This window comes from Kosmotoga olearia TBF 19.5.1 (genome assembly GCF_000023325.1).
GTDB classification, from domain to species: Bacteria; Thermotogota; Thermotogae; order Petrotogales; family Kosmotogaceae; genus Kosmotoga; species Kosmotoga olearia.
The window spans coordinates 715,901-735,971 of the sequence record NC_012785.1 but is presented as its reverse complement, the minus strand read 5'-3'; the positions used below and the strand labels follow the sequence as shown (position 1 = coordinate 735,971).

11 protein-coding genes and 1 CRISPR repeat array are annotated in these 20,071 nt (G+C 39.6%); all 11 genes read left to right on the top strand.

All coding sequences use genetic code 11. The features are described from left to right. The first annotated feature begins 1 nt into the window (after position 1). The 11 genes from KOLE_RS03465 to cas7b all read left to right on the top strand — a co-directional run bounded on the left by KOLE_RS03465 (position 2) and on the right by cas7b (position 20,067). Positions 2 to 1,252 (top strand): beta/alpha barrel domain-containing protein, encoded by a 1,251-nt coding sequence (locus KOLE_RS03465; RefSeq protein WP_015868065.1) that lies wholly within the window; start codon positions 2 to 4, stop codon positions 1,250 to 1,252. Further along, positions 1,242 to 2,417 carry an o-succinylbenzoate synthase gene (menC, locus tag KOLE_RS03460; protein ID WP_015868064.1) on the top strand — a complete coding sequence of 392 codons (1,176 nt, stop codon included), beginning with the start codon at positions 1,242 to 1,244 and terminating at the stop codon, positions 2,415 to 2,417. The genes KOLE_RS03465 and menC overlap by 11 nt, the downstream gene beginning before the upstream one ends. A 6-nt stretch (positions 2,418 to 2,423) precedes the next feature. Next, positions 2,424 to 3,290 carry a carbohydrate ABC transporter permease gene (locus KOLE_RS03455; RefSeq protein WP_015868063.1) on the top strand — a complete coding sequence of 289 codons (867 nt, stop codon included), beginning with the start codon at positions 2,424 to 2,426 and terminating at the stop codon, positions 3,288 to 3,290. Between the two features lie 5 nt (positions 3,291 to 3,295). After that, positions 3,296 to 4,114, top strand: a complete 819-nt coding sequence (locus tag KOLE_RS03450) for a carbohydrate ABC transporter permease (RefSeq protein ID WP_015868062.1) — start codon at positions 3,296 to 3,298, stop codon at positions 4,112 to 4,114. Positions 4,115 to 4,173: 59 nt separating this feature from the next. Further along, entirely contained in the window at positions 4,174 to 5,433 is a 1,260-nt protein-coding gene (locus KOLE_RS03445) for an ABC transporter substrate-binding protein (RefSeq protein WP_015868061.1), read from the top strand. Between the two features lie 109 nt (positions 5,434 to 5,542). Next, positions 5,543 to 7,387: a hypothetical protein gene (locus KOLE_RS03440; RefSeq protein ID WP_015868060.1), complete on the top strand. Its 1,845-nt coding sequence runs from the start codon at positions 5,543 to 5,545 to the stop codon at positions 7,385 to 7,387. Positions 7,388 to 7,504: 117 nt separating this feature from the next. Continuing rightward, positions 7,505 to 8,554 carry a Gfo/Idh/MocA family protein gene (locus tag KOLE_RS03435; protein WP_015868059.1) on the top strand — a complete coding sequence of 350 codons (1,050 nt, stop codon included), beginning with the start codon at positions 7,505 to 7,507 and terminating at the stop codon, positions 8,552 to 8,554. After that, positions 8,551 to 9,810, top strand: coding sequence for a Gfo/Idh/MocA family protein (locus KOLE_RS03430; protein WP_015868058.1), 1,260 nt, complete (start codon positions 8,551 to 8,553; stop codon positions 9,808 to 9,810). The genes KOLE_RS03435 and KOLE_RS03430 overlap by 4 nt, the downstream gene beginning before the upstream one ends. A 964-nt stretch (positions 9,811 to 10,774) precedes the next feature. Then, positions 10,775 to 16,236: direct repeats of the CRISPR family, unit length 30 nt; unit sequence GTTTCAATTCCTCATAGGTATTCTATAAAC. Positions 16,237 to 16,591: 355 nt separating this feature from the next. Beyond that, complete coding sequence (gene cas6, locus KOLE_RS03425; RefSeq protein ID WP_015868057.1) at positions 16,592 to 17,320, top strand: CRISPR-associated endoribonuclease Cas6; 729 nt, start codon at positions 16,592 to 16,594, stop codon at positions 17,318 to 17,320. A 6-nt stretch (positions 17,321 to 17,326) separates the two neighbouring features. Beyond that, entirely contained in the window at positions 17,327 to 19,126 is a 1,800-nt protein-coding gene (locus KOLE_RS03420) for a TM1802 family CRISPR-associated protein (RefSeq protein WP_015868056.1), read from the top strand. 2 nt (positions 19,127 to 19,128) lie between these two features. Next, the gene (gene cas7b, locus KOLE_RS03415; protein WP_015868055.1) at positions 19,129 to 20,067 is read left to right on the top strand and encodes a type I-B CRISPR-associated protein Cas7/Csh2; all 939 of its coding nucleotides are present in this window, start codon (positions 19,129 to 19,131) and stop codon (positions 20,065 to 20,067) included. The last annotated feature ends 4 nt before the right edge of the window (positions 20,068 to 20,071 follow it).

Below are 20,071 nucleotides of genomic sequence, written 5' to 3'. Positions count from 1 at the left end.
GATGGCTGTATATCTTCTGCCGGAAACCTTAGATGTCGATTCAGATTTCATGAAGATGGTATCCGAAGATTATGAGCGTTTCGGAGATGAAGGAATGCCTTTCATGCTTGAAGAGTACATCCTTCAAAAATTCCGAATCGATCTTTCAGCTACCTTTGCAGGAGTAAAGATCAAAAATCCCTTTGGTAAAGCTTCCGGACAGCTTTCGATGAACATCAAACAGGTAAAAGATGATATAACGGCCGGGATTGGTTTTGTGGTTCTCAAGACCGTGATCGCTCAGGATGAAGCGGGCAGTTCGGCTATGGAGGAATGGAAGGTCAGCAGACCTCGAATGAAGGTAGAGAGGATCAGAAGCAGATCGGGAAGAGAGGGTTGGAGTGTTACGTGGAAAGGAAGAGGCTGGGATAAGTCTTTTGAGGAGTATCTGGAATTTTACAAAGAGGCTTACTCTCTGGGAAATGCAAATGGAATTCCAGTAGCCGCTTCCAGTCAGTTCCATCTCCCTGAGGTTGATGAAGAATTCAGAAGAGAAGAATATCAGTACACAGGACAGCAGATTGTAAATGCTTACTTGAGCGTGAAAGGTAATCTTCCTTGCATCCTTGAGATAGATTTTAGTCCAACCGTTAATCTAAACCCTGGTGCAGAAGATGAAAAGAACGTTCTGAGATGGTTCAGGGAAGTGCCCCGTTTGATTCGTAAAGTAGTTGGGAAACAGACAATTTTGGGCGTTAAGATTTTCAACACCATCCGTGGTTCTGAATTTCAGAAGAAGATTCTGAAGGAGCTGCTGAATTCCCACGATGAAATAGATTACCTGACATGTTTTAACCGATTATTGGATAAAGAAAAAGGAATGACTTACGGAGGCTACGACCTCTCCGATACTAATCTATACATTCTGGATTCCCTCAAAAACGAGATCTTAAAAGCTCGAGAGAGAGGGCTTACCATTTCTGCCACAGGAAATATTTGTTCAGGAAAAATGATGATCGAGTACGCTCTTAGAGGCGCTACTAATGGGCAGTGCCACACCTTCTTCCAATTGCCGCTTGAAGAATACCGGATGAAAAGGGGAAATAGATCTGAGAGAGCTTTACATAAACTTTTATTCCACCCTGAAGAAGGGCTTTTGGTTGCAATGAAATGGCTTGAAGAAAAAGGTTATCTCTTTAGGGTAGATGATCTTTTAAGATTCCTGGACATATTTGATCACAGCATTGAAAGGAGCTGTAGTGATGATAACTGAATCAGCAAGAATAGATGGCGTTAGTTTGTATGAGATAGTAATCCCAATGAAGATACCCTTCCAGATAAGCTCGGGTACCTGCTATACGAGAAGATCCCTTGTTGTGGAGATTCGTGAGGGTGACCTTTTTGGTTATGGAGAATCAGCTCCTTTTGAAGAACCCTTCTATCTGGGAGAAACTCTGGAAACAACCAAAGTTATCCTGAAGAATCATCTTCTTCCGATGATTCTTGGAAAAGAACCTTTGTCGATTGAAGAGTTCAATCACCTCATCAAAAACGGGATTCGTGGTAACCACTTCGCGAGATGTGGAGTGGAGAACGCTTACTGGGATCTCATCGCAAAGAAAAACAAGATATCTTTGAAAGCAATGATAGAGAAGAAAATGAAAAATTTAGGAGTAAAACAAGAATATCTTGCTTCCAATAATTACATAGAATCGGGTGCCGCTCTTGGAATACCGGAAGATGGCAGGATCGAAACCCTGATACACCAGGTGGAGGAATCTCTTCAGGAAGGCTACAGGAGGATAAAGATAAAGATAAAACCCGGATGGGACGTGGAGCCTCTTCAAGAAACCAGAAGGGCAGTTGGAGATCATTTTCCTCTGTGGACTGACGCAAATTCTTCTTTTGAGCTCGATCAGTGGGAAACGTTTAAAGCTATGGATGCAGCCAAATGCCTTTTTCACGAGCAGCCGTTACATTATGAGGCTCTGTTAGATCTGAAAGAGCTTGGTGAAAGGATAGAGACGCCGATCTGCCTTGACGAGTCTTTGATTTCCTCGCGAGTAGCCGAATTTGTGGCGAAATTGGGAATATCCAATATCTGGAACATAAAAATCCAGCGGGTTGGAGGGTTGCTGGAAGCCATTAAGATCTACAAGATTGCCACAGACAACGGAATAAAACTTTGGGGCGGTACTATGCCAGAAAGCGGGCTGGGTGCGAGGTTTTTGATTAGCCTGGCTTCTTTCAGAGGATTTGTTTTTCCTGCTGATGTAGCGGCCAGCGAGAAATGGTACGGCAAGGGAAATGATCTGGTTGAGAACACCATGACGGATGGGAAGATCTATGTACCGGATGAACCTGGAGCGAGTTTTGATATGACCTTAAGTCATCTGGAAGCTCTGGGCAAAAAAATCTGGGAGAGTCAAAGGGGTTGAATACAAATGACGAAGATAAGCTCAAAAAAATACATGGCAGCGTATTTGCTTCTCCTTCCAAATATCATTCTGTACATACTGGTAAGGCTTATTCCCCTGTTTGGGACCTTTGGTTTGAGTCTGTTCCGCTGGTCTATGGTGGAAACTCCAAGGTTCGTGGGGCTGGCGAATTTCGCCAGGATGTGGAAAGACCCAAATTTCTGGATAGCGTTCAAAAACACGTTACTCTATACAGCCTACGTCGTTCCGGCAGCCGTTTTTCTTGGACTTTTACTTGCTGTTCTTTTGAATAAAGATATACCAGGAATGAAGGTATTCCGTACCCTATTTTTCTTCCCATTCATAACGTCACCAGTTTTTGTTGCCATGATCTGGCGATCGTTGTACAGCACAGACCAGGGGCTTATAAATGGATTCCTGGCAATTTTTGGCATTGAGTCGATTCCATGGCTAACATCAACCAGATGGGCGCTACCATCGCTTGCCATCGTGGCTATATGGCAGATCGTTGGTTACAATATGCTGATATTCCTTGCCGGGCTTCAGGGAATACCAAGATCCTACTACGAGAGTGCCCAGATTGACGGTGCGAAGCGCTGGAAGGTTTTCTGGAAAATCACCGTTCCCTTACTGAGACCTATAACCATGTTCGTGGTGATAATCAATCTCATTGGGGCTCTGCAGTTATTCGATCTGACATACATCATTACACAGGGTGGACCATCGAAAGCGACCTTGACGCTGGTTTATTACATCTACAACTACGGATTCAAGTACATGAGGATGGGATACGCTTCGGCTGTGGCTATCATACTCTTCGTTATTATTCTTGGATTAAGTATTTTCCAGAAGACCCTTTTTAGGAGAAGGTGATCTGAATGTTTAAGATATCGACATTTGAGAAAATCATAACCTATGTTATCCTTTGTATCCTCACCATAGTTATGGCAGGTCCCTTTGTGGCTATGGTATCTGTTTCCTTTCAGGCAAAGCCCGTTTCGTCGCCCGGTGATTGGTTTGGGACGGATCTAACCCTTAAAAATTACATACAGGTGTTAAGAAATTCCAAATTATCTCGATGGTTTCTCAACAGTGTTATCATCACCGTTAGTGTTACCGTGTGTGCCACTTTTCTGGCTTCTATGGGTGGTTACGTCTTTGCCAAAAAGGAGTTTCCCGGAAAGGAATTTCTCTTTTGGGCTTTTATGGCGTTCATGATGTTTCCAATTCAGGCATGGATCATACCCATGTTCATTGAAATGAGCTATCTCGGATTGGTTAATACCTATTGGCCTTTCATCCTTTCAGGAGCTTCCAGCGGATTCGGAATTTTTTTGATACGACAGTTTATCGATCAGAATATCCCGAACGAAATAATCGAAGCAGCCAAAATTGACGGCGCATCCGAGATGCAGATCTATTTCAGGGTTGTTCTTCCCCTGATAAAACCAGCTTTAGCCACTCTAGCTATTTTCCTCTTTATCTCGTGGTGGAATCAGTTCCTTTTCCCGTTGATCATGACTACTACATCGGATATGTACACGCTGCCTGTCGGTATGTCGGTTTTAAGGGGGATTTTCGGTCAGAACGTGAGCTGGTCTATGGCAGCTACAACATTGGCATTGATACCAACGATCGTTATATTCGTTTTATTCCAAAAATATATCACCAAGGGGATAGCCATAGATCTTAAGTAAATGGGTGGGGTAATGAAAACACGAAAGAAGGTTCAACTCTATTTTGGAGGTGGTATGTTATGAGTAAGAAATTTGGCGTTCTGTTAATAAGCCTTTTGCTGGTTGGAATATTCTCAACGCTGGCATTAGGTGCAAAAGTTACGGTAACTCAGTGGAACTTCCCTCTTTTAGCGAACGAGATGGAAGTTCTCTGGAAACCGCTCATTGAAAAGTTTGAAGCACAGAATCCAGATATTGAAATCAAAGTCGAGATTCTTCCCTGGGGAGGAAGAGCAGAGAAGCTTCTTACGGCTGTGGCGGCAAAAAGGCCACCAGATGTGGCATACCTGAATGAGTTCTTCCTTCAGATGTTTGCAGCACGTGGAGCTCTCATTCCTCTGGAAAAGTACTTATCCAGGGAAGCTCTGGCAAGGTATCCGGAATCCCTTATCGATGCGGTAACCTATAACGGACACGTTTATTTAGCACCGGCTCTTGTCTCTACGGTCGGATATTTGTACAACCTCAGGGTTCTCAAGAAAGTTGGCTGGGATGTCAACAAGCTTCCTGAAACCTGGGACGACCTTCTCAAACTCTGCAAAATGGTCAAAGAATACGCGATGAAAACAGGAGAAAAGATCTGGACAATTGGCTATCCGGCATCAATGGAAGATACGCTTAACATGACCCTTTATCCACTCATCTGGCAGGCAGGTGGAGACGTCCTCACTCCTGATCTTAAAAAGGCTGCTTTCAATAGCTGGGCGGGCATTAAAGCTTTGACCTTTGTCAAGTTATTGTTTGACGAGGGTTACGCTCCAAAAGATCTCATACAGGCTGGTCTCTCAACGAATTACTTCCTCAACGATGAAATAGCCATGTGGTTTGGAGCCGATGCCTGGGGTGTTTCACAGCTTCTGGCAGAAGATCCTAATTTGGCTGATTATGCGAAATTCGGACCAATCCTGAAGGAAAACAAGAAGATAACTTACGGTACAATGGGTGCCTGGGCTATATTCAGGGGTTCGAGAAATCCCAAAGCAGCAGCAAAATGGGTTGAATTCCTCATATCCCCTGAAAATAACACTTTCTACAATAAGACGATAGGATACATGTCCCCGTTAAAAGGCGCGCCACCTCTATATGCTGACAACCCTTTCCTTGGAGTTCTTGAAACTCAGAAGGTCTTTACCCGCGGAGGTCTTATCGTAAAGGACGAAAGAAGGGTTATGGATGTTATAAAAGAAGCCCAGCAGGCTGTTATAGTTGGGCAAAAGACAGTCATAGAAGCGCTTAACGATGCTGAAAAAGAAGTTAACTTTATACTCGAAGGTTTCTGATCTCGGCACGTGGCGGGGTGTGCTTTCATGTTATGGGGGCACACCCCGCCTTATTTCTAGTGTGCAACTGCTTTGAAAGAGCCGAAAGGCTCAAAGGAGATGATTCTTCATGAGAAAGCACATACTTATTTTGATGGTTTTACTCACATCTCTTGCACTCTTCTCAGGGGATTTCGGTACAGAATCCAGTAAATACCTGAGATTTCCTGTCAACATTCAGACTACCATTCATGAAAACGGAACCGTTTCAACCGTTGGGAAATACGGGGATACCTTTCAAGCTTTAAAAGCTTTTATGGTTAGCTATCAGGTAACAAGGGATGAATCGATAAAACAGGAAATGGAATTATTATTTGACTTCTTGTTAAAGGCTTCCGAAGAACTCAGCTTCCTTACGCCACTGCACAGGAGTGTAGCGGATATTATTCTTTCCTATGATGACTACTGCAGCGATCCTAAAATGATCGAAGCGGTGAGTGAATACTGCTCAAATCTCGAAAAGTCGTATGATTCAAACTCCGAAGGCTGGACAACGGAAGGAAAAATTGAGAACAAGGCTATTAATGCCACGGTTCTTATGAAATATGCAGACTACTGCCGAAGTAAATCGATGTTCGAAAAGGCGGATAAAGCCGAAGAAATGGCGAGAAAAATTCTAGATAGACTTGTAGAGCTTCAACTTGACAAAGCTGAAGCCATTGAGAGAGCCAACGAGATGTGGACCGGTATGTGGCCTTACTACATCCGGGATGAAATGTACCCGGGTTCCGACAAACACGATCCATGGTGGCTGGGGATATGCCAGCAGAGTGTTTTGAGAGCATTGGTAAATGGATATGTTCATTTCAATGATGAAGCTTATTACCGGGTCGCGGCAGCTGGAGCTCGATTGATGATCGATTTTAGAGATGGTGGCGAGGCGCATTTCAGCGGTGCTTTCAATATTGCGGATCTTTCGCCAAATGAAGTTGGCTGGGCCGCGTACACTTACAAACAGCTCATAGACAGTGGTATCAGCATGCCAGACGAGGAAACATGGATAGCTCGTTATTGGAAGGATAAGCCACCAGAAGAGCTGTTTACCCCTGAGGGATTTTCAAATTACCTACACAAGCGAATGGAATGGTGCTGGGACTTTGTTGAAACCACCCAGCTTCCTTTGGATTGGGACAAGGTTCAGGGGGAGGAAGTTTTCCCGAGCAATGGTGAAGAATTCCAGCGACAGGGTGGCTGGTATGATGGAAGCGGCAGACCGACCATGCGGGTATGGTACAACGCGATGACACTTGCTCCCTATGTTATGTCTGGCGGTCCTAAAGCTGAAGAGGTCATAAGGAAAGCACTTCCGTGGTTCCGAAGGCTTATTGTTTGGGACAGAGTGAAAAATGTTAAGATAACCTTGAAAGATACAAAAGGAACACTTCTGGAAAATGTGGAAATGACCATAGACATTCCCAATACGAAAGTAAATGTTGCTTCTGGAATTGTTTCGCTCCTCTTGCTTGAAGGACCACATACGCTCAAATTTGCTAAAGAAGATTATACTCCAACAGGGGTTTACATTTACGTTCCCGAATCGGAAGAAATTGAAGTGGAAGTTGTTATCAAAACATTGATAGAAAGTGGTATTAAGAGCACAGTAACCGCTCCTGATGGAGCCGTATGCATAATCGATAAGGTAAACCCCACACCCGTTTCATGGCCTGGTGGCCGCGGCCCCAATGAATTGATACTTTATACATCCGATTACGGCGCGAGTACGAACACCAACCCATACGGCGTTGAGGTTATAATCAACGATAACTGGTATGTACTCGAAATTCAGGAACACGTTGGAAATGCAAAAATACCGCCAATGGGCTATGTTCTTTCTGGACACGGTACGGCAGCTGGATGGCTATTGGAACATCTCCATGTTGGAGATAAGGTAAAGGTAACGATAGTTGGGGAATAAGGTCATTTTCCTGACAGCACCAAATAGTTTTATTCGGGGGCCTGGTTTTTGTTCCCGGGCCTCTGGTTCTGATAGCATCTAAATTGATTTTATTGTGGTGATCGAGGTGTGTTGCCAATGAAAAGAATCAAAGTAGGTATTTCCGGGATCGGACGTGCCGGCTGGAACATACACGGGAAGACTCTTTCCAAACTCAAGGATATGTATGAAATTGTAGCTATTTTCGATCCTTTGAGAGAAAGAAGGGAAGAGGCTTTTAAGAAATTTCACTGCAGAACCTACGATGATTATGATCACTTTTTGGAAGATAAAGAGGTAGAACTGGTAATTATCGCTAGCCCAACATATCTGCATGGAGAGCAGACCCTTAAAGCCTTTGAACAGGGAAAAAACGTTGTGTGTGAAAAACCTATGGCTGAGAATTCGGAAAAAGCGGAAGAACTCATAAATCTGGCAAAAAAGTATGGGCTAATATATTCAGTGTTTCACAATAGACGCTATGATCCGGACTATAAAAAGATACTGCAGATAATCAATGAGAAAAAAATAGGGGAACCATTTCTTATAAAAAGCAATTATCATTTGTTTTCCAGACGATGGGATTGGCAAGCCCTGAAAAAATTTGGTGGTGGCGAATTGAGAAACTCCGGTGCGCATTTTCTAGATCAGCTCCTCGGATTTTATCATGATGAAGAACCGGAGGTAATGTTTTGCGACCTTAAAAGGACAATAAGCCTTGGGGATGCAGAAGACCATGTAAAGATAATACTGAAAGGAAGATCGGGTTTAGTTTGCGATCTTGAAATATCCAGAGGTTGTGCTTACCCTCAAGAACGCTGGCTCATTATGGCAACCCGCGGTGGAATTTGGGGAACTGAAACCTTGATTAAATGGAAATGGGTGAAAGAAGAGGATATTGTCGAGCGCAGGCTCGAAGAAGGTGCAGCTCCCGGTCGCTTATACAACAGTGAAAAAATACCATGGCACGAAGAATCGTGGGAGTGTCCAAAAAACCTTCCAACTACTTTCGAAGCCTACTACATAGATTTTTACAACGCATATGTGAATGGTAAACCACCGCCAGTTTCACCTGAAAGTTCAGCAGAAGTTTTGAAACTTATAGAAAAGTGTGAACGAATTGCAAGTGAAGGAGGAAAGCAGGAATGAGAAGGGCAACGGCCGTTATTGTTGGAGCTGGAAACCGCGGAAAGGATGCCTACGGTTTTTATGCAGCACATAATCCAGATAAACTTAAAATCGTTGCTGTAGCTGAACCTAACGAAGAAAAACGCTTAAGCATAGCTAAAATTCACGGTATTCCCGAAGAATTATGTTTCGCAAGCTGGGAAGAACTGGCCAGCAAGGACAAAATAGCAGATGCTGCTATCATTTCCACTCCGGATCATTTACACGTCAGACCAGCCATCGCTTTTATGGAAAAAGGATATGACCTGCTCTTAGAAAAACCTATGGCTACCAATTTAGAAGATGCTATAAAAATCGCTGTTCTTGCGCAAAAATTGAATAGGAAAGTTATAGTGGCGCATGTGTTGCGCTACACATCTTTCTTTTCTAAATTGAAGGAATTGATTCAGTCAGAGATAATTGGCAAGGTAATGTCGATAGAGCACAAGGAAAACATAGGTTATTACCATATGGCTCATAGCTATGTCAGAGGTAATTGGCGAAGGGAAGACGAAACAGCCCCCATAATACTCACCAAAAGCTGTCACGATATGGACATACTGTACTGGCTTGTTGGTAAGAAATCCAGAGCGATAGCATCTTTTGGTCATCTCTCCCATTTCAGAAAGGAAAATAAACCTGCAGGTGCGACAGAGCGTTGTACCGATGGTTGTTTGGTGGAAAGAGAATGTCCATATTCCGCAATCAAGATCTACCTGGGAAAAAACACAGGTTGGCCTGTGAGCGTCATAACCCAGGATCTTTCCTATGAAGGCAGACTGAAGGCTTTACAGGAGGGGCCTTACGGTCGTTGCGTTTATTCGTGTGATAACGATGTTTTGGATCATCAGGTGGTTTCTATCGAATTTGAAGACGAGATAACGGCAAATTTCACCCTTACAGCATTTACAGAAGAGATAACCAGAAAAATCAATATCTTTGGCACAAAAGGTGAGATTATAGGGCATTTTGAGAAAAATGAGATTGAGGTTGCTGTTTTCGGGAAAGAAAAATTCAAGATAAAGGTTTTTCCTCCAGAAGAAGGCGGACATAACGGCGGGGATTTCCAGATGATGGATGCTTTCGTACGCATGCTTACTGAACCGGATTACAAAGGCACGTTGACTTCACCCATGGATTCCCTTGAGAGCCATTTCATGGCCTTTGCTGCGGAAAGATCACGGCTGTCCGGAACAGTTGTCAATATGGAAGAATTCAGGAAAGAATTTCTTGGTTGATTTTTAGGTAAAAATGTGAGCGAGATATACCGAGAAAACTCGAACACCCAATCATTAAAATCGAAGCCTGGTGTGAATGTTGTCTATTCCAACAGGTTTGAAGCGCAGCGCTCAGTTGTCTGATTTCGTTGCCTCATCTGTATGTGGTCAAATAAAATTGACCCCCCAGGGCCATAGAAAATTGACCCGTTACCCCCTGGAAAAAAAGACCTTCTTGAGCGAGATAATAGAAACAAGTTGTTCAAGGAGATGGATAAGAGGTGATAAACATGTACGAGGTCAAAAGATTCAACGGTGTCGGCAGCGGTTATAAAATAGTAAAAATGCCACCAACAGAATTCAGAAGATAACGGAATATCGTGAGTCACAAGGGATTCAGCTTTTAAGGTTGGCCTGTAATTCCGGATTCGCATGGCATTTTTTACCTTGAAAGATGTTTTTATATTCCTGGGGGTTAAAACTTCCCTTAAATCACTATCGGTAATTATTATTGGAAGCCAATCACAGTCGAAACATTTATGTTTTTTTACAGCCTAAAACCTGTTGCGGATAATGTTTTTGGTAATTAAAATGTGTAGTACCACACCTGAGATTATTTGATTCTGGTTTATAAATAAGACAAATCTTTGTGCAAGAGAAACTTCCATCCAAGTACGCTACACCAAATGATCCAACTTATCTTGACAATAATAATAATGTAATTCCTTATAGGTATTCTACAAATAAATGTCAGAACATCAAATTCCAGAAGATGGAATTGTTTCAACTCCTTGTAGTTAATCTATAAATACTTACATAACACAATTTTACATGTAGTATATCATGTTGTCGGAACTTCTCCCCCCTACAGATGACCTAAAAACCGGTAGAGTGTCAATAGTAGTGGTATCACGGTGTACGCTTCTAGCCCTTATAGGTAACCTAAAAACAAACCTGATCGGCAACAAAATTATTGCCATTTTTAGTTTCAATTCCTCATAGATATTCTATAAACTTTATAGAATAATAATTCGAAATGTTTCAGTATCAAATGTTTCAATTCCTCATAGGTATTCTATAAACGCCTTTCTTGATTTTCTGCCCCTCATCTGTGTGGTTCAGTTTCAATTCCTCATAGGTATTCTATAAACGGCATATCGACGAAACCCTTGGCGAAGCAAGAGGTGGTTTCAATTCCTCATAGGTATTCTATAAACCCGGTGGTCTAAATCCATATAACTTCGGAGTCTGTTTAAGTTTCAATTCCTCATAGGTATTCTATAAACCCCGCCACCCTTGCGAGTACTCGCATTCAATTACCGTTTCAATTCCTCATAGGTATTCTATAAACTACCTCGCTGCCTCCATGAGGGCAACAATGCCCTGTTTCAATTCCTCATAGGTATTCTATAAACTATGCAATCATGGTGCTTTATACCTTTATTCGATAGTTTCAATTCCTCATAGGTATTCTATAAACGAAATTCCGGATGATTGGGAAAACTACGTTGGCAAAGTTTCAATTCCTCATAGGTATTCTATAAACAATATAGAGATAGGCATAAACGTCTATCGTTTTGTTTCAATTCCTCATAGGTATTCTATAAACCGGTTATGTGGGTTACTGGGATATGAAGGCCATAGTTTCAATTCCTCATAGGTATTCTATAAACGGCACCACATATCATAAAAACAGGAGCTAAAATGGTTTCAATTCCTCATAGGTATTCTATAAACTAGCATTTGAAACAGGCCTTTCAGAATCTGAAGTTTCGTTTCAATTCCTCATAGGTATTCTATAAACGACCGTGACCGCATTTTGAATGCCCATGAAGGAGGTTTCAATTCCTCATAGGTATTCTATAAACCGAACAACTTCGCGAAGATTTTGGAGGGCATGTACGAGTTTCAATTCCTCATAGGTATTCTATAAACCAAGAATAAAGATTGAGATGGAAGAAGGAGACGTAGGTTTCAATTCCTCATAGGTATTCTATAAACAATACCGCTGTTCCTCTTCCAAAAGTAATAAGGTAGTTTCAATTTCTCATAGGTATTCTATAAACGTCAAGCTTTTCCATGTATTCTCTTAGCGCTTCCTTGTTTCAATTCCTCATAGGTATTCTATAAACTCATAGCTTAGTTTCGAGTCTATATCTATCTCTCCGAGGTTTCAATTCCTCATAGGTATTCTATAAACCAGATTGGAAGCGCTACCGGAGCGTGGCTTGCACAGTTTCAATTCCTCATAGGTATTCTATAAACGATATCCCTATCGCATCAGACGTAGAACCAGCAGGTTTCAATTCCTCATAGGTATTCTATAAACTCTTCCTCTCCCTCCTTAACTTCTTTAAGGAATTCATGTTTCAATTCCTCATAGGTATTCTATAAACCATTTTCCCCACCCCTTTTCTTTAGTTTTTCGTAGTTTCAATTCCTCATAGGTATTCTATAAACCAGAATCACCGACAACGAAAGCGGAAGCATCCGCGTTTCAATTCCTCATAGGTATTCTATAAACGGAGAGAATGAGCGAGATAGAAAAGAAACAAAAGTTTCAATTCCTCATAGGTATTCTATAAACGGAATGAGCTGTACAAACGCTTCTACGATGAAGTGTTTCAATTCCTCATAGGTATTCTATAAACTTTGCGAGAGCGCATTACCCTCGACCCGAGAAACCGAGTTTCAATTCCTCATAGGTATTCTATAAACTTGACATGGTCAAATTGGGAGGTGGTGTTGCAGGTTTCAATTCCTCATAGGTATTCTATAAACGCTCGCACGTATCCGTTGCCGTCAGCATCCTGCCCTATCTGTTTCAATTCCTCATAGGTATTCTATAAACGAGCATGAGTCATGTGGCTTTGAGGATCTCCATCAATCAGTTTCAATTCCTCATAGGTATTCTATAAACTAAAGATTTACGAGCTTTCCCCTCAAGAGCAGAAGTTTCAATTCCTCATAGGTATTCTATAAACGAGGCATAAGATGAAAAAGCGAAATTTAGTAGTTGTTTCAATTCCTCATAGGTATTCTATAAACAGATACTTGAGAAGCGGTCGTACTGTTACCAACACTGTTTCAATTCCTCATAGGTATTCTATAAACTAAAAACAGGGGCGTCGAAAGCAGTAAAATGGAGTTTCAATTCCTCATAGGTATTCTATAAACGGTAGTAAAAACGAACCAAAGGGGGTGATTGCCTTGTTTCAATTCCTCATAGGTATTCTATAAACCCGAAAGACGCCACAACATTCCCGTGTATAGGTCGTTTCAATTCCTCATAGGTATTCTATAAACGAAAATAGTCAGTACCGTGGGTTATCAGAATACTGGTTTCAATTCCTCATAGGTATTCTATAAACGAACTTTCAACCATCGCTATCGCTGCGAGGAGTTGCGTTTCAATTCCTCATAGGTATTCTATAAACTTGAAAATATCGCAATTATATCAGATGATACTAGTGTTTCAATTCCTCATAGGTATTCTATAAACATAGCTGGATATGGTGGAAAGGTTATGGTAGGAGGTTTCAATTCCTCATAGGTATTCTATAAACTATCGAGTCTGACAGCGATAACGCTTCCAGATGGTTAAGTTTCAATTCCTCATAGGTATTCTATAAACGCAGTGAAAAGTATCCTGCGGAAGCGGAAAGGTATTGTTTCAATTCCTCATAGGTATTCTATAAACACGCGGACGTTTGAGCCCCATGTGTTCTAAAGGAGTTTCAATTCCTCATAGGTATTCTATAAACATAAAGTTCAACGGATTATATCTCCCAAAAGTTTGTTTCAATTCCTCATAGGTATTCTATAAACTTTCATGTAGCTGCCTGGGTAGACTATTATCTTGTGTTTCAATTCCTCATAGGTATTCTATAAACCTCAAAATAATGGCGTTGGAATTCATGCTATATATGTTTCAATTCCTCATAGGTATTCTATAAACTTGATAAAACGCGCAGAGAGTATGAAAAAGATTTGAGGGTTTCAATTCCTCATAGGTATTCTATAAACTACATCTTCGGTGCAGATACCGCAGGAATGCTGGAGTTTCAATTCCTCATAGGTATTCTATAAACGGAATACTGGCATACTCCGTATGTTTCGGAAGTTCTTGTTTCAATTCCTCATAGGTATTCTATAAACGCGAGAGCGCATTACCCTCGACCCGGGAAACCGAGTTTCAATTCCTCATAGGTATTCTATAAACGATGGGATTAGACTATATTCGGCTAAAGGTGATAGTTTCAATTCCTCATAGGTATTCTATAAACAAGCTTGTAAATGATCAAGGTGAAGACAAGGAAAGTTTCAATTCCTCATAGGTATTCTATAAACGACAACTTGCTTGCCAAAAGATTCTGAGATAGCTTGTTTCAATTCCTCATAGGTATTCTATAAACGAAATTCCAGATGATTGGGAAAACTACGTTGGCAAAGTTTCAATTCCTCATAGGTATTCTATAAACTGGGCGGCTGGTGCGCTTACGAAGTTTTTCGATAAATTGTTTCAATTCCTCATAGGTATTCTATAAACGAAACCGAGGTAATCAACATCTTCACGCATTTCCGGTTTCAATTCCTCATAGGTATTCTATAAACGAAAATGTTATCTAACCATTCAATGGTATTCTTAGGTTTCAATTCCTCATAGGTATTCTATAAACACAAGCGAAGAAATATTTGAAGGCGTGGTTGGCGTGTTTCAATTCCTCATAGGTATTCTATAAACTTCATGTAATTAGAATGCAATAAGAAAATGCGAGTTTCAATTCCTCATAGGTATTCTATAAACTATTCGCAACGGTCAAGTACCACCGTTAAGCAGTAGTTTCAATTCCTCATAGGTATTCTATAAACAGAATCTTACCCTCTGGCAGCCTCTCGAGAAGTTGGTTTCAATTCCTCATAGGTATTCTATAAACTATTCGTTTGTTCGCTGTATTGGCCGTTGCTATTCGGTTTCAATTCCTCATAGGTATTCTATAAACTCTATTTTTGCAGTCTTGTACCCAATATTTCAAGTTTCAATTCCTCATAGGTATTCTATAAACCAGAACCTATCTATCGGAAAATTGGCCGCAAATATACGAGTTTCAATTCCTCATAGGTATTCTATAAACGGGAACAATGGGAACCAGAGCATGGAGCAGTAGTTTCAATTCCTCATAGGTATTCTATAAACCTTTTTCGCCTTCTTTCATTAGCTCTTCCCATCTGGTGTTTCAATTCCTCATAGGTATTCTATAAACTTTTTGCCATTTTGACACACATGGAGAAAAATGTAGTTTCAATTCCTCATAGGTATTCTATAAACGATATTTTAGAACACTGTCTTTTGAAGCTCTTATCGAGTTTCAATTCCTCATAGGTATTCTATAAACGCTCCCACTTCTTCGTTTTCGTTCCGGCTTGCAGGTGTTTCAATTCCTCATAGGTATTCTATAAACATGAGGGGCAGAAAATCAAGAAAGGCGAGAGGATAGCTGTTTCAATTCCTCATAGGTATTCTATAAACACGCTGGTACACTTTCTATTTTGGTTGATGGCAGTTTCAATTCCTCATAGGTATTCTATAAACCCAATTCCGCCACGCCTGCATGACAAAACTACACCTGTTTCAATTCCTCATAGGTATTCTATAAACTCTCTGTGGTCGATTTCGAGTCGACCTATCACTAGAAGTTTCAATTCCTCATAGGTATTCTATAAACTGTACCGCCTGCAAGAGAGGCTGTCGATGGCACTTGTTTCAATTCCTCATAGGTATTCTATAAACGGAATTGACCGGGGACCAGCGCATACTTGTTATCGACGTTTCAATTCCTCATAGGTATTCTATAAACTCTGGATGTCTTGAAATCTATTCTCGACATCTTAAATAGTTTCAATTCCTCATAGGTATTCTATAAACAAAACGGGAGGGTCTTTATTCCGGCGAAGCTGGAGGAGTTTCAATTCCTCATAGGTATTCTATAAACACTGTATTTATGACGTCTTCCATATCTATTTCTGGTTTCAATTCCTCATAGGTATTCTATAAACTGAAGATTAGGCATGCACCTCTTTGGGTAATTCGTGGTTTCAATTCCTCATAGGTATTCTATAAACTAGACAAAGCTATCAATGAAGTGCAAAAAGAAGGTTTCAATTCCTCATAGGTATTCTATAAACCAGAAAAAAATGATAAAAAAAGGCTGTGTGGAAGTTTCAATTCCTCATAGGTATTCTATAAACTATTGCTTGGTCGCTGCCTGTTTCATAATACCTTTGTTTCAATTCCTCATAGGTATTCTATAAACTAGTCAAATGCACAGCTTTACTTATCTTGGCAGATGTTTCAATTCCTCATAGGTATTCTATAAACGCTCCACCAGCGTGGTTTTTTTAAAAGAATGAGGGGAAGTTTCAATTCCTCATAGGTATTCTATAAACCAATTACTATATAGATTATATAACCTTTTGTGGTTTTTTCAAAAATATCAATTTTGAAGGAATTTTTCACCCTTTATTTTAGCTTTTCACCCAATAATGACGCTTGCGCTAGTTCACAAGTTTCTGTCGATCTCCTAGGAATTTCTGCTTATTAGACATCGACATGTTCTTATATGTGGCAGCAGATTGAAAAAAATAACATAATGCTAAATATTTGCATTCAACACAATTAATATGTTAGTATTTAATTGAGTTACTTCATAAAATAAGCATACTTGCGTAAAGAAATGCCCTTGCAAAACTTAAGGTGTGTTTTTGGTTTCTGTGTCTTGACGGTAAAAATAGGAGGAAATAAGTGAAAATCGTTTTGGCTTTTGAGAGTAATAAAAGTATTGATCTTCCTATAAGTTATAATCATATGCTTCAGTCATTAATTTTCAAAATTGTCTCGAAGAAACTTCCAGATTTTCATGAAAGCGGTCCCCTCTATAACAGCAGGCAATTTCGCCCTTTTGTTTTTTCGAGAATAAAAGGTAAGCACACTTTATATAATGGCAGAATAAGTTTTCAATCCCCAATTTCATTTAGTATTGCTTCTCCGTTTGATGAAATCATACAAGTTATTGGTAATCAATTTTTAAAGAGTGAAGAATTGGATATTATTGGTCAAAAATTAAAGCTTGTTCAATTAGATGTTTCTGATCAAAAAGTTAAAGAGTCTCCTATAAAGGTGATAACTTTATCACCAATTACGGTTCGTTCTACTTTGGTAACTCCAGAAGGCAAAAAGAAAAGCTATTACTATAACCCGTTTGAGAAGGATTTTGGAATCCAAATCAGAGAAAACTTATTAAGAAAAGCAAAAGCGATAGGATTAGAACTTTCAAATGATGAATTTTCAATAAAACCAATAAGTAAAATGAAGCAAAGGATTATAAAGTACAAAGGATTCACAATAATAGCCTGGGATGGGAAGTTCGAACTATCTGGCAATACTGAATTAATTAAACTGGCTTTTAACTGGGGTCTTGGCTCTAGAAACGCGCAGGGATTTGGAATGGTTGAATTGATGCGAAAGAGGTGATGACTTTTGATTAAAGCGTTATATGAAATCGGTAAAATACACGAAAAGAACTATGATGAAACTCAACAATTTACAGAAGATCTGGGAGCGAAATATACAGCAACAATTACAATAAACGTGGAAACAAAAAATGGTTCTTTAATCTATACTGGCTGTTCTATGGAGAAAAAAAAGGATGTAAACTATCTTTACAGAAAAACTCCATCTGCAAGGTTTGACCCTTATTCTCTTACACTTAAACCAGCCAAACATGGACCTGAAAGAATAATAGATAGATTTATTAAATACTGTGAGGTTCATAAAGGAAAATTGATCTCTGGTATAGAGAAAGTTTTAAAAGAAAATAGAGAAGTCATAATTAGGGATATTGAAGTTGCAGCTAAAAATTGTGACAAAAATGAACGCTATTTTGTTACTGTGGTAATAAGTGGACGTTATGTGGGTGAGATAGAAGAATTTCGAAAGATTTTCTTGGGAGAAGTTCAGAAATTACCAAAGTCGAGAGCAGGAACGTGTTTTATCTGTGGAAAGGAAACCGAAGTAGGTGCCAAAGTTAGTGATATCCTAAAATTCGCTACCATAGATCAACCAGGTTTTGCATATAGGATGAACAAAAAAAGTCACGATATCACAATGCCACTTTGTTCAGAATGTTTTGCAAAATTAGCTCTTGGTAAAAAGATAGCTGATGAAAAACTAACACTAAACTTTTATGGTTCTTGTGATTCTTATGATTCACGGGTTTATGTCTTACCTAGATTTTTTGGAGAAAGGATAGAAAAACATCACAGGTTTGCTCAAAATACTTTAGCTGCTTTTGACAGCCTGACAAATACTTTTAAGGAAGAAAATGGGAGATACGAAAAGTTTGAAAGAAAGATAGTTGCAAAGCTTGGAAAAGAAGAAACCTATTCAACGCTAAATTTTGTTTTTTTCATGAAAGCTAGGAAAAAGGACGAAGTTAAGTTATACCTGAACATTCAAGACGTTCCCCCTTCTCGTTTGAAAATGATCAATTTTGCTGCAACCAGTATTGAAAATGAACTTAAATCACTGGGATCTCCATATATAAAGTTTGAAACTCTTTGGAAGGTTTTCAAAGGTTATTCTCAGCTCCAGAAAAAAGCAACGGACAAAAATCCAGTTCCTCCTTCTGATTTCTTAAAGTGTATGCAGGCAATATTTAAAGGTTTTAGGATAAATCTTGATCCATACAAAAAGGCAGCGTTGAGATATATACATTCATTTAAAATGAATGCTGATGAAAAAGAAAGAAAAAATCTCTTTTTTGAAAGAGGCAACATAGTGGCAATGGGATACTTTTTGGACAGACTGAACAATCTTCATGAAGGGGGGAGATTAGATTTGAGTAAATCGAAGTCTGAGATTTTAAAAGATTTTTTTGAGTTATACCCGGATTTCTTCAAGAATGACGAATTAAAACTCACCTTTATTATTGGGATGATTCATTCAATATTCGTGGATATCCAAGAATCACAGGGTTATACTGGAACAGCGGATCAAAGAATAAAGGGCTACAGGATGAAGCCAGATGATTTTAAGGAGCATCTATCTTATATGAAAAGTAAGTTCAAGTATTACTTGACAAAAATCAAAGATGCCTCTCATGTGGAATTTATGAAGAGACTTTTTGAAATTGCGGGAGAATATCAATTAAAAGCTGGAATGAAATGGAAATCTTCTATTACTGACTTAAATTATGCTTTTCTCTGTGGAGAAGCTTCGAAAAGGTTGTTGATGAGTTCAAATGAGAATAAAAAAGAAATTGAGGATAAGGAGGTATAGATATGGAATTTATAAAAAACAGACATGAGATTGTGTTCGTTTATGATGTGAAAGATGGAAATCCAAATGGAGATCCATTGGATGAAAACAAGCCAAGGATGGATGAAGTAACGGGGGTAAATATAGTTTCAGATGTAAGACTAAAAAAGACATGTCGCGAATACATGATTTCAGCTAATAAAGAAAAAGATGAGTACGAATTTGAAGTTTTTATAAATGGTGACCCCGTCACCTCAGAACAGAGGGCAAAACAATTGATACCCGACATAACCAGCAAAGAATATGACAGAAAAACTGCTGCAGAGGCACTCCTTAAAAAATGTATAGATTTAAGACTCTTTGGGGGAACAGTTCCGATTTCTAAGTTAAATATGTCTATGATTGGACCTGTTCAGTTTAGATTTGGACGTTCTCTACACAAAGTAGATCCAGTTTTTATTCAAGGGACAGCTGCATTTGCTTCTAAGGAAGATAGAGAAGGAAGAAGTTTCAGTGAAAAATGGCAACTCCCTTATTCTTGCATAGCATTTTATGGTGTAATAAATCAAAATACAGCTAAGGAAACTCTTCTTCGTGAAGTCGACATCGATTTCTTCTTCGAAGCCTTGTGGAATGGAACCAGGGACCTTATAACTCGTTCGAAGATGGAACAGCTTCCCAGGTTGCTTATAGATGTTGTATATAACGATAATGAAAATTTCCATATAGGAGAGCTCGATAAAGCAATTAAGCTGGTATCCGATCTTCTGGATGAGAAAATAAGAGGGATTTCCGATTTTGTTTTAGAGGTTTCAGAGCTGAAAGGACTACTTGAAAGATATAACGATAAGATCAAAGAAATTAGATATAGGATAGATCCAAGACTCAAGCTAACCTTAAATGGTGAACCTTTCAAAATTGAGAATTTGATTGATGGTAAGATGAAACCGCTGGCAAAGTGAGGTG

Coding starts and splice junctions, on each gene's coding strand:
- KOLE_RS03465 (WP_015868065.1), top strand. CDS start 2: ATGGCTGTATATCTTCTGCCGGAAACCTTAGATGTCGATTCAGATTTC.
- menC (WP_015868064.1), top strand. CDS start 1,242: ATGATAACTGAATCAGCAAGAATAGATGGCGTTAGTTTGTATGAGATA.
- KOLE_RS03455 (WP_015868063.1), top strand. CDS start 2,424: ATGACGAAGATAAGCTCAAAAAAATACATGGCAGCGTATTTGCTTCTC.
- KOLE_RS03450 (WP_015868062.1), top strand. CDS start 3,296: ATGTTTAAGATATCGACATTTGAGAAAATCATAACCTATGTTATCCTT.
- KOLE_RS03445 (WP_015868061.1), top strand. CDS start 4,174: ATGAGTAAGAAATTTGGCGTTCTGTTAATAAGCCTTTTGCTGGTTGGA.
- KOLE_RS03440 (WP_015868060.1), top strand. CDS start 5,543: ATGAGAAAGCACATACTTATTTTGATGGTTTTACTCACATCTCTTGCA.
- KOLE_RS03435 (WP_015868059.1), top strand. CDS start 7,505: ATGAAAAGAATCAAAGTAGGTATTTCCGGGATCGGACGTGCCGGCTGG.
- KOLE_RS03430 (WP_015868058.1), top strand. CDS start 8,551: ATGAGAAGGGCAACGGCCGTTATTGTTGGAGCTGGAAACCGCGGAAAG.
- cas7b (WP_015868055.1), top strand. CDS start 19,129: ATGGAATTTATAAAAAACAGACATGAGATTGTGTTCGTTTATGATGTG.